This is a genomic window from Nitrospirota bacterium (assembly GCA_016219645.1).
Classification (GTDB): Bacteria; Nitrospirota; Nitrospiria; order Nitrospirales; family Nitrospiraceae; genus Palsa-1315.
Genome location: JACRLR010000018.1, coordinates 302,049 through 313,329, shown reverse-complemented (window position 1 = coordinate 313,329; position 11,281 = coordinate 302,049). Strand labels below are relative to the sequence as shown.

Genomic DNA, 11,281 nt, shown 5'->3' with positions numbered 1-11,281 from the left:
TGGCGTGGGGCATATCGAGTCAAATTATCTCGTGATTCTGTGGGGTTCTGTATGCCGACCCCCTAGACCGATCAGGACGACAGGCCGCTCATTGCCCTTCCCAGTCCTTGCCCCTCCCAGTCAATTTCTGTTACAACTGCAACACCTTTCGCACGCATCATGCAACTCAGTTTCTCCTTGCTCCACCTAGCAGAACGGGGGACCGGTGCCACGACTCGGGGTAAACATCGACCATGTGGCTACCTTGCGACAGGCCCGCGGGGGAACGGACCCGGACCCCCTCGCCGCTGCCCTGTTAGTAGAATTAGCTGGCGCCGATGGTATTGTCGTCCACCTCAGGGAAGATCGGCGCCATATTCAAGACCGCGATCTTCGTCTCTTGCGAGAAATCTTACACACCAAGCTCGACCTGGAGATGGCCGCCGATGAGACAATGGCCAAAGTTGCCCTGGCCATCAAACCAGACCTGGTCACACTCGTCCCGGAACGGCGTCAGGAACTCACAACCGAGGGGGGCCTCGACGTGGCCGGTCATAGAGATCGTATCCGGCAGATCGTGAACCTGCTCCAGGAAGGCGGCATCCCCGTCAGTCTCTTCATTGAACCGGATTTGGCACAAGTCAAAGCCTCTCACAGAGTCTCAGCAGATTTCGTCGAGCTCCATACAGGTCGCTATGCCAATGCCCGGCGCTCGAAAGAAGCAGACGAAGAAGTTGAAGCCATTACGCAGGCTGCGAAGCTCTCACACAAACTCGGAATGGGTGTTAATGCCGGACACGGCTTAGACTATCGTAACGTGACGCGATTGACGCACATTCCAGAAATCGCCGAATACAACATCGGCCACAGCATTATTGCCCGGGCGGTTCTGGTGGGCCTCGACCAGGCTGTGAGAGAAATGAAAGCCTTGCTGAATTGAACCGTTGAGCCACCGTGACATCCGCACTTCGCTCTGAACAATGTTGCCCTTGTCATGACATTGCGATGTAGGCAACAGATTTCTTTTCTCTCCCTGTCCGCCCGGTTCCCCATGCGGTATCGCTCCCGCACGCAAGGCCTCCGATGAAGATCGTTACCGGAACCGAGATGCAGACACTCGATCGCCGCACGATCATCGAAGCCCATGTTCCCAGCGCCGTTTTGATGGAACGAGCCGGCGAGGGAATTGTCAAATATCTGGAGGAATACTATGGGCCGGCACGAGGCAAGACCATTACCATCATCTGTGGAAAAGGAAATAATGGAGGAGACGGATTGGTTGTGGCTCGACTGCTGCATCGCCGACATGCTCGAATTCACGTGATGCTCCTCACACCGATTACCGACCTGAATCGCGATGCCGCGATCATGTACCGTCGCTTCACCAAGGTCGCGGGACAAGCAGCGATCGTTCGATTCCGGTCTGCCGACCAGATGCAATCCCTCTTCGCCTCCAGTGATATCCTCATTGATGCGCTCCTTGGTACTGGCTTATCGTCAGTCGTGACCGGAACCTATCGCGAGGCCATTGATCTCATCAACAGCGCGGGGAAACCGGTCATTGCGGTTGATATCCCCTCCGGCCTCCATGCCGATACCGGCACGATCCTAGGTCGGTCGATCCGCGCCACGTTGACTGTCGCATGTGGTCTCCCGAAACTCGGCCTCTATGTTGGCGCTGGGATCGACCAGGCCGGCGCAATTCGCGTCGCAGATATCGGCATTCCACCAGCCTATGTGGATGCGATTGAGAGCCGGACCTTCCTCCTGACACAGGACGGTGCTTTTCAGTCATTACCGGAACGCATAGTCTCCGCGCATAAGGGAACCTTTGGCCATGTGGGAATTATTGCAGGGTCTGTAGGGAAGACCGGCGCGGCAGCGTTGGCGGCCCAGGCGGCCCTCCGCATCGGAGCCGGCCTGGTGACTGTCGCTACCCCAAGCAGCGTCAACGATGTCCTGGAAGCAAAGCTATTGGAAGCGATGACGATGCCTCTTCCCGAAACGAAAGCTCGTACCCTGGCCCGTTCAGGCCTCGACCGAATCTTGGCCTTTATCCAGGCACGCAAGGCAATCGCCATTGGTCCCGGGCTCTCCACACATCACGAAACCGTCGAACTCGTCCAGTCGATCATGAAACATCTGGATCGGCCCTGCGTCCTCGATGCCGATGCGCTCAACGCCTTGGCCGGTCGCGCCTTGTTGCTGACAGAATGTAAAATACCCCCCATTCTGACCCCGCACCCTGGTGAGATGGCTCGACTCGGAACCGATGCCACGACCCAAAGCGTCAATGCAGACCGAATAGGTACGGCCAAACGGTTTGCCCAGGAACGTGGCGTGTTCGTCGTCTTAAAAGGCGCCCGCACCGTTATTGCCCGCCCCGATGGCCTCGTTGCCATTTGCCCAACCGGCAATCCCGGCATGGCCACAGCAGGGACCGGTGATGTACTCACCGGCATGGTCGTCGGTTTGCTGGGACAAGGGGTCTCGGCATGGGAGGCCGCCTGTACCGCAACCTATTTTCATGGCTTGGCCGGCGACTTGGCTGCCCGACAGCTCGGACAACCAGGGATGCTTGCCAGTGACCTCATCGCTCAGATTCCTTATGCACTCCAGCGAACCACAACAATCTAAGGCGACCAGGCCAACGAGAGCAGGACGGCATTCCGCTCTCCGTGCATCTGCATCGGACCTCCCGTGGGAACTGGTCTCTACATCGCACCAGCATACGACTCGGCTGGGGCAAGCGATTGGCCGTGTGCTTCGCGGAGGGGAAACGATTGCGCTCTACGGACCGCTCGGAGCCGGCAAGACGGCGCTCGTCCGCGGAATCGCTGTGGGCCTGAACGCATCGCCGACAGCCGTAACCAGCCCGACCTTCGTCGTCATTCACGAATACCAAGGGCGCCTGCCGCTCGCGCATGTGGATCTGTATCGTATCCGTTCATTGCGCGAGCTTGAATCGACAGGACTGATCGAATATTTCTCCGGCCAAACCGTCACAGCCATCGAATGGGCAGACAAGGGCTTGGCCGAACTACCGCAGGACCGGATCGAGATTGCGCTGAACCACCGTGCCGCACGGAGTCGGACAATTCGGTTGAACGTAACTGGTCCGAAGTCTCAGGAGGTCCTCACTCTCGCTCGGCGGCAGTACAGCAAGAGCGCCAAGAGGCATCGAGCAAGCAACCAGGCTATGACAGGGAAGAACCAACTAGGCCATGATTAGACTGATTCTGGTAGGAGTTTTGCTGCTCCTCTCCCTGGCATTTTTCCTTCAGAACCAGGAGCAGGAAGTCACACTGTGGTACTTCTTTGGTTTATTCGAAGCCTCCACTCCGATCTATAAACCTATCCTCGCCGGATTCGGAATGGGTCTGCTGGTTTCAGGAATCCTTCTCTTCCCCCCATGGATACGGGGTCGGATCGAACTTCGCCGAAAGACCAAGGCACTGCAGGAAGCTGAGGTGGACCTAGAACGATTGCGCCACTCGCTCGAAAAGGCTACCAGTCAAGTAGCCCCCACCCTGACTGACGAGTTACACGATGAGTGACGCGGACGCCTCACCGTTGATGCGGCAATACCGCGAAATCAAGCGCAGCTACTCCGATGCTATTTTGCTGTTCCGCGTCGGCGACTTCTACGAAATGTTTTACGAGGATGCAAAGATTGCCTCCAAGCTCCTCTCCATCACCCTGACCTCTCGTGATAAGTCCAGTATCGACCCAGTGCCTCTCTGTGGAGTGCCTCACCATGCCGCGCAAGGCTATATTGCAAAGCTCCTCAAGGCCGGGCGAACTGTCGCGCTCTGCGAACAGGTGGAGGATCCAAAACTCTCCAAGAGTCTTGTGCGCCGTGAAGTCGTTCGTCTCTATACACCCGGGACGTTGGTCGATACCGAGTTTCTCTCCCCCGGAGAATCGTACTTCCTGGCGGCCGTCGCCTTTTCCGACGTCATGGCCCCGTCTCTCAAGCGAGGCCCCATCGCGGGGCTGGCCTGTCTTGACGTCTCCACTGGAGAGTTTTGGGTGACAGAGTTCGAGGGAGAAGGGGCAGGGATTCAACTGATGGATGAGCTGGCCCGACTGGAGCCACGAGAAGTGCTTCATCCCGATTCGGACACCAACGCCATATCATGCCTGACTCGACTGTCAGGAGCACGTCTCTGCGCCAAACCCTCAGCCTTCTTCAATCCCAAAGAGGCCGCACGACTACTCCAGGCGCAGTTTGCGGTGCACTCGCTCGAGGGATTCGGTTGTCGCGGCCTGACCGTCGGGATCGGATCCGCTGGAGCGGTTCTGCGATATTTTCGTGAAACCCAACCGTCCGCCTCTCTCGCACACCTCCGGCGCCTGCAGCCGCGCTGGAGCGGTGACAGCATGCATCTGGACAGCGCAACGATTCGCAACCTCGAACTCGTTCAACCATCGGAAGCCAGTGAGCCACGATCGGGACAGGGCCGGCCGACAGTCTTGTCTATCTTGGACCGCACGGCAACGGCGATGGGCAGTCGCTTGTTACGCGATTGGCTCCTCAGACCACTCCTCGATTGCAGCGCCATTCAAGCTCGGCTCGATGCGGTCGGTGAGCTGAAAGACCGGATTCAACAACGGGTGTCGCTCCGGACCACGCTCCGTGACATCCAAGACATCGCCCGCCTGAGCAGCCGTGTGACGCTCGGTGTCATCGGGCCTCGCGAACTGCTCGCCTTGAAACAGTCCGTGAGTGCCCTGCCGGAGCTACGGTCCCACCTGCAGCCGTTCGATGCGTCGTTGCTGACCGCCGCTCGCAAGTCGTGGGACGATTGTCGTGATGTGTATGATGCGGTTGACCAAGCCATCAAGCCTGATGCGCCGATATCGCTCCGCGACAGTGGCACGATTCGGGAAGGCTACGATCCCATGGTCGATGAGCTGCGCAAGGCGAGCACGGAAGGCAAGCAATGGATCGCTTCACTGGAAGCCAAAGAGCGAGCGCGCACAGGGATCGACTCACTCAAGGTTCGTTACAATCAGGTGTTCGGCTACTACATCGAAATTACCAAAACGCACCTCGCCCGTGTCCCGCCTGATTATACTCGCAAGCAAACACTGGTCAATGCCGAACGATTCATGACGCCGGAGCTGAAAGAGCTGGAAGAGCGTGTCACAGGCGCTGAAATTAAACTGTTGGCACTTGAGCAAGAACTATTCGAGCAATTGCGCCTGCGCTTGGCAGATGCAATGCCGCGCCTGCAAACGATGGCCCACACCGTCGCCTTGCTCGATGTCCTCGCCGGGCTAGCCGAGACTGCCGCATTACATCGCTACGTCAAGCCCCTGGTCGATGGGGGCGGTTCGATCTGTATTCGAGAAGGCCGCCACCCTGTGGTCGAGCAGCTCAGTCACGACCTGACGTTCGTTCCCAACGACACGGACCTCGACTGTGCAGGTAACCGGCTTGTGATCCTCACTGGACCCAACATGGCAGGGAAAAGCACCTATCTCCGCCAAGTCGCCCTGATTGTCCTCTTGGCGCAGATCGGAAGCTTCGTGCCGGCCGCCGAGGCGCGTATCGGACTGGTCGACAGAATTTTCACACGGGTCGGAGCCTCGGACAACTTGGCTGCAGGGCAGAGCACCTTCATGGTGGAGATGATTGAGTCCGCTCACATCCTGAACAGTGCGACTTCCCGCAGCTTGATTCTCTTGGATGAGATTGGCCGAGGGACCAGCACATATGATGGACTCAGCATCGCCTGGGCTATCGCGGAGCATATCCAAGACCGCCGACACTTGGGAGCCAGAACCCTGTTCGCGACTCACTATCATGAGATGACGCAATTGGAAGGGTTACGGGAGGGGATCAAGAATTACTGCGTAGCAGTCCAAGAACGCGACGGCGACGTGGTATTCCTCCGTAAAATTGTGCCGGGGGGTGCAGACCGCAGCTATGGTATTCATGTCGCCAAGCTGGCGGGTCTTCCACAAACAGTCATCGCCAGGGCGCAACAAGTCCTGGCCCAATTGGAACAACCGGACGCTGCCACCGAGAACAGGCCCCTATCTTCGGAGAAGGAAGCAACATGCGGTTCCCTTCCCCAGCCGCACCCGATTATCGAGGAAATGAAACAAATTGACCTCTTCTCCATGACACCGCTCGACGCACTCAATCGCCTCGCTGACATCCAGCGACGGATCGGTCCAACCGGCCCAGACAACCGAGACAAGTAAAAAAGGCGGCATCTCCTTTCGGAAATGCCGCCTCCATAGACAGAGACTGACTCAGTTTAGTGATGAGCAGCGCCGGCGCCAGTGTTGTATTTCGCGGTCCAGGGAATCAATCCGGCAACGGGTTGCCCACCGGGGAGCAATACATCGTACTGCATGAGGACCTGGGACCCATCCGGAGACATCGGTGAGGTATTGAGCTGCTGCTTTGCTGCCGCACAGCCTGCCTCGACTTCGCTTTTTCCCGCACACTCCTTTAATCGAAGACCGGAGATGCTAAGCGGCTTCCCCATGGAACCGGCCACTTCCTGAAGCTTCTTGACCGAAGAAATGACACGGTGATTCTGCTCCGGCTCTGTCACGGTAAATTCGATCAAATCGGTCGTACTGGACGGCGGCACTTCCTTGGCCGCTGCCGGTCCTGCATGAAGACGACCCATTTTTTTTAGCTCTTCCCACGCCCCCTTGTCGGCGTAAAACTTGAGATTCTTACCTGGGTGAATCTTCTGCCAGTAAAGGCCACTCTCGGCGTTGCCTCCGAACACTGCGACATTGATCCAGACCGCTTCATCGTAAGGATCCAGCACGATCACGCGGCCCTGCAATGTTGTCGGCTTGCTCAAGTCCCCCCACTCAAACCGTTCCTGAAATGATTCGATCGCCAGTGCAGTGGAGGCGACAGAAACCACCAGCGCCGCTGCTGCCATCACGGCCCAGCCTTTCGGATGAAACGTCATAATCGCATCCTCCTTAACAGAACATGAAAGAATAAATGCTTGTCAAGGCCTATTACTTAAGAACTTTAAAGCCGGTAATCGTCCGACCATCCAGACTTACTTCCATGGCAACGAGTTCCTGAGAGGCCTTGATGATTTGGTCCATAAGGGCCTTATCCTTCACTGCCAACCGAACGGTTGTCGAGGCATGGTACCAACCAGAATATGGATTGTTCTTATCGGTGCCACCCACAAACCCCCAACCACAGCAGGAAAACAGGGGATCCGGTGGTTTCACATCAAGGTTGGAGGACGACCGGCCGGCCGGGGTTCCCGACCCAGGCTCGCCGCTGTTCCAATATTGAATGCCGAAGAGCAATTCCCCATCCGGGTTGTCGGCCCACTGGGACCATACCCGACCCTTGAGAGTCTTGGTAACCTCACCCTTCATGGGCTTACCGCCGACGATGTTGTCGACCGGGCCAGCCCCAGTTGGCGCATCGGCAGCAACGGCGAACTCGCCCGTCAGCATACCGAGCGCGGAAAATGCTGCAACGACGGCTATAAGTATGGCCTTTGACATACCTAGTCCCTCCTCCATAAAAAAATAACAGCCACAATAACCGATGGACACTATTTCAGGAACGACAAATCTCGAAAAACAGATTCGGTGATCCAAAAAAACCAGAGCGATGTTTGACTCTGCTGTATCTCTTTGTGCTACTTGGTGTAGTGCTTCTTCGATTGAAAACTATTGTAAAATTTTGGTCATGGTACTGAAATCATGAAACTGTGTCAAGGAATTATTGGCCCTGTTATGTTTGTCGATTATGGCCAAATTAGAGTAATGCAATCAATATGTTAGATGTATTCTCGTTGAACCATCGCCGACGCTACTTGGGCTCGACAAGTGGGGGATTAGAAAATTCTTATGTGTAACCTTGAAGACTACGCGAAGCGAGGGGCCCGAGCCCTGTGATCGCGAGGGAGTCCAGCCTGAACAATTGGCGGGCCACGTTGAGGGCCTGCTCCTCATTGACAGAATCGATTTGCGCCAACATGTCTTCCAGGGACATATGCCGCCCATATGTCAGTTCATCCTTCGCAAGCTTACTCATACGGCTGTGAGAACTCTCCAAGCTCAGCATCAGGCTGCCCTTCATTTGGGTCTTAGCTCCTTCAAGCTCTTTCCGTCCGACGCCATGGGCCCCGATTCTCCGTATTTCTCGGCAAACGAGGTCTACAACACGGTCCACTTCCTTCGGCCTTGTCGCTGCATAGACCGTGATCATGCCGCCGTCAGAGTAGCCTGACAGAAAGGAGTAAATCGAGTAGGCAAGGCCCCTCTTTTCTCGTATTTCTTGAAATAAACGTGAACTCACACTGCCACCTAACACACTATTGAGCGCATAGAGTGCATAACGATCCTTATGGCCAGCAGCGATGCCTTTGAGACCAAGGCACAAATGCACCTGCTCTAACCGTTTCTTCTTCAACAAGACACCGCCATGCAGGTCGGGAGGACGACGCCCGTTAACGCTATTTGTCATTGGCCCTCGATCTTTGCCAAAATACCTCGCGACCATCGGATCAAGATAAGCCTGATCGAAGTTCCCGGCAATGGCAACGATCGTCTGCGCCGGATCATAATGGGTGTCAATGAAGTGCAGGAGGTCTTGTCGACGAAGCCCTCCGATTGTCTTCTCCCGGCCCAGAATAGGGCGGCCGAGCGGATGGCGTTTCAGCACTTGACCCGAGTGAAGCTCTTGCACGAGGTCCTCGGGATCGTCCCGGACCATGCGAACTTCTTCCAACACGACTTGTTTTTCTTTTTCGACTTCTTTGGATTCGAAACGTGAATGGTAAAACAGATCGGAAAGGAGTTCGACCGCCCGCGGTAGTTGCAGATCCAACACCTTCACGTAATAGGTGGTCGTCTCACGCGACGTAAAGGCGTTCATCTCTCCGCCGAGCGCGTCAATTTCACGCGAGATTTCGGCGGAGGATCGTGTGCTCGTTCCCTTGAAGAGCATGTGTTCGATGAAGTGAGAATAGCCTGCCTCGGAAAGCTGCTCGTCCCGCGACCCAGAGTTGACCCATATGCCCACGGTGACCGACTTGAGCGTCGGTAGCCGTTCGGTTACCACCCGCACCCCATTGTCCAGGACAAGCTTGCGGTACAACGCAGTTACCTGGCAGACGGATCTGGCGCACCAGCTCCGGTCGGAGCCGGCATGGCTTCCTTGCGGCTGAGACGAATCTTTCCTTGGCGATCCACTTCCAGGACCTTCACAAGAATTTGATCGCCTTCTTTCACCTCGTCGGACACAGCTTGAACTCGATGGTGCGCCAACTGTGAGATGTGCACGAGCCCATCGGTTCCCGGCAAGACTTCGACAAACGCGCCGAAGTCCATGATCTTCCGAACCGTACCCATATAAATCTTTCCGATCTCGACCTCTTCGGTGATCCGACTGATCATGTCTTTGGCCTTTTCAGCCGACGCTCCATCAACCGATGCGATCGTCACAGTCCCGCTGTCGTCAACATTGATCTTGACCCCGCAATCCGCAATGATACCGCGAATCGTTTTGCCGCCGGGACCGATGATCTCGCGGATCTTGTCCTGCTTGACCTTCATCGTGAAAATCCGTGGCGCATAGGCCGACAGGGTTGTTCGTGGCGCTTGGAGCGTCTTCTCCATACAGCTCAGAATGTGCAATCGGCCTGCCTTGGCCTGTTCCAAAGCCTTTTGCATCAATGCCGACGTAATGCCGCCGATCTTGATATCCATCTGCAATGCCGTCACACCTTGCCTCGTACCGCACACCTTAAAATCCATGTCCCCCAAGTGATCCTCCAGCCCGAGGATATCTGAGAGGATCATGACTCGATCACCTTCCTTGATCAATCCCATGGCGATCCCGGCAACGGCTTCTCTAATCGGTACCCCTGCATCCATCATGGCAAGACTCCCCCCACAGACGGTCGCCATCGAGGAGGATCCGTTGGATTCGAGGATGTCTGACACAATGCGAAGCGTATAGGGGAATGCCTCCTTGCTGGGCACCACCGAACCCAATGCCCGTTCTGCCAATGCGCCATGACCCACTTCCCGGCGCCCCGGTGAGCGAAGCGGCCGCGCTTCGCCGACACTGAACGGCGGAAAATTGTAATGAAGCATGAACGTCCGCATGTATTCCCCTTCCAACGCATCGATTCGCTGCTCGTCGTCCGTGGTTCCGAGCGTCACCACAGCCAAACTTTGGGTCTCGCCCCTGGTGAAGATCGCAGAACCGTGGGTCCGTGGCAGCGCACCGACTTCGCAGGTGATCGGGCGAATATCAGCGGGACCACGTCCATCCGCCCTCGAGCCTTTCTCCAGGATCATGTTCCGGACTTCCGTATACTCCAGTTCATGAAACACCAACTTGACGTGCCGCTCCCGATTCGGATCGCCCACATTTTGGAGTTTTTGGACGGCGTCGCTTTTAATTTCATCCAACCGTTCCTGCCTCGCCGCTTTGTTCGGGATCATGATGGCCTCGCGAATGCCTTGCGCCACCAGGGCCTTCACCTGCGCGGCGAGCGCGGAATCGATCTGCTCCTTTTCCACTTTCCGCTTGGGCTTCCCGGCAACGGACTGTAACTCGCGAATCTTGGCCACAATCTTCTTGATCTCGAGATGGGCAAGCTCGATTGCCTCGAGCATGATGGCTTCGGACAATTCGTTCGCCCCTGCTTCGACCATCATGACCGCATCAGCCGTCCCAGCCACGACGAGTTGCAGCTCGCTTTTCGCCACGGTCTCAAGATCGGGGTTGACCACGAAGTTGCCGTTCAGCCGCCCGATCCTCACACCTGCGATCGGATTGTCGAACGGAATATTCGAGATGGTCAGGGCCGCAGAGGAGGCAATAATGGCGAGGATGTCGGACGAACCTGTCTGATCAGCCGAAAGGACTGAAGCGATGACTTGAGTTTCGAAGTAGTAGCCTTCGGGGAAAAGAGGACGGAGCGGCCGATCGATCAGCCGGCTGGTCAGCACCGCTTTTTCGGATGGACGCGCTTCTCGCTTGAAATACCCCCCTGGAATCTTACCTGCTGCGAAGGATTTTTCCTGATAATCGACCGTGAGGGGAAGAAAATCTACCCCCGACTTGGCAACCTGAGACGCCACGGCTGTCGCTAGTACGACGGTGTCGCCGTACGAGGCCCAAATCGAACCGTCTGCTTGGCGTGCCACACGACCTGTCTCAAGCCGCAGGATACGCCCGGCAACCTCTAACTCAACTGTGTGTACCATCTGTGACTCCTCTGGTTAGGCCTCACAGATGCCCACAGAGATGCGCTCATCCAAAAGTGTCGAGTCA

The 11,281-nt window shown here is 56.4% G+C and carries 9 protein-coding genes; 5 read left to right on the top strand and 4 right to left on the bottom strand.

Features of this window, described 5'->3' with window-relative positions:
- Positions 1-205: 205 nt before the first annotated feature.
- The 5 genes from HZB34_08300 (at position 206) to mutS (ending at position 6,195) form a co-directional block, all read left to right on the top strand.
- A complete protein-coding gene (locus tag HZB34_08300) occupies positions 206-919 on the top strand; it encodes a pyridoxine 5'-phosphate synthase (GenBank protein MBI5315957.1) in 714 nt (237 codons plus the stop codon).
- A 143-nt stretch (positions 920-1,062) separates the two neighbouring features.
- Positions 1,063-2,616, top strand: a complete 1,554-nt coding sequence (locus tag HZB34_08295; GenBank protein ID MBI5315956.1) for an NAD(P)H-hydrate dehydratase — start codon at positions 1,063-1,065, stop codon at positions 2,614-2,616.
- Positions 2,588-3,211, top strand: a complete 624-nt coding sequence (gene tsaE, locus HZB34_08290; GenBank protein MBI5315955.1) for a tRNA (adenosine(37)-N6)-threonylcarbamoyltransferase complex ATPase subunit type 1 TsaE — start codon at positions 2,588-2,590, stop codon at positions 3,209-3,211. Before HZB34_08295 ends, tsaE begins: the two co-directional genes overlap by 29 nt.
- The gene (locus HZB34_08285) at positions 3,204-3,536 is read left to right on the top strand and encodes a LapA family protein (GenBank protein MBI5315954.1); all 333 of its coding nucleotides are present in this window, start codon (positions 3,204-3,206) and stop codon (positions 3,534-3,536) included. Before tsaE ends, HZB34_08285 begins: the two co-directional genes overlap by 8 nt.
- A complete protein-coding gene (gene mutS, locus HZB34_08280) occupies positions 3,529-6,195 on the top strand; it encodes a DNA mismatch repair protein MutS (protein MBI5315953.1) in 2,667 nt (888 codons plus the stop codon). Before HZB34_08285 ends, mutS begins: the two co-directional genes overlap by 8 nt.
- 56 nt (positions 6,196-6,251) lie before the next feature.
- Here the strand turns inward: mutS and HZB34_08275 are convergent, their stop codons facing one another.
- The 4 genes from HZB34_08275 to pnp form a co-directional block, all read right to left on the bottom strand.
- The gene (locus tag HZB34_08275; GenBank protein MBI5315952.1) at positions 6,252-6,929 is read right to left on the bottom strand and encodes a hypothetical protein; all 678 of its coding nucleotides are present in this window, start codon (positions 6,927-6,929) and stop codon (positions 6,252-6,254) included.
- A gap of 52 nt (positions 6,930-6,981) precedes the next feature.
- Complete coding sequence (locus HZB34_08270) at positions 6,982-7,491, bottom strand: hypothetical protein (protein MBI5315951.1); 510 nt, start codon at positions 7,489-7,491, stop codon at positions 6,982-6,984.
- 346 nt (positions 7,492-7,837) lie between these two features.
- The gene (locus HZB34_08265; protein ID MBI5315950.1) at positions 7,838-9,091 is read right to left on the bottom strand and encodes an insulinase family protein; all 1,254 of its coding nucleotides are present in this window, start codon (positions 9,089-9,091) and stop codon (positions 7,838-7,840) included.
- A 5-nt stretch (positions 9,092-9,096) separates the two neighbouring features.
- Entirely contained in the window at positions 9,097-11,214 is a 2,118-nt protein-coding gene (gene pnp, locus HZB34_08260) for a polyribonucleotide nucleotidyltransferase (protein MBI5315949.1), read from the bottom strand.
- Positions 11,215-11,281 lie beyond the last annotated feature (67 nt).

Bases quoted from the DNA above. Each gene is read 5' to 3' on its own strand.
- HZB34_08285 (MBI5315954.1), top strand. From the start codon at position 3,204: ATGATTAGACTGATTCTGGTAGGAGTTTTGCTGCTCCTCTCCCTGGCA.
- mutS (MBI5315953.1), top strand. From the start codon at position 3,529: ATGAGTGACGCGGACGCCTCACCGTTGATGCGGCAATACCGCGAAATC.
- tsaE (MBI5315955.1), top strand. From the start codon at position 2,588: ATGCACTCCAGCGAACCACAACAATCTAAGGCGACCAGGCCAACGAGA.
- HZB34_08275 (MBI5315952.1), bottom strand. From the start codon at position 6,929: ATGACGTTTCATCCGAAAGGCTGGGCCGTGATGGCAGCAGCGGCGCTG.
- HZB34_08295 (MBI5315956.1), top strand. From the start codon at position 1,063: ATGAAGATCGTTACCGGAACCGAGATGCAGACACTCGATCGCCGCACG.
- pnp (MBI5315949.1), bottom strand. From the start codon at position 11,214: ATGGTACACACAGTTGAGTTAGAGGTTGCCGGGCGTATCCTGCGGCTT.
- HZB34_08270 (MBI5315951.1), bottom strand. From the start codon at position 7,491: ATGTCAAAGGCCATACTTATAGCCGTCGTTGCAGCATTTTCCGCGCTC.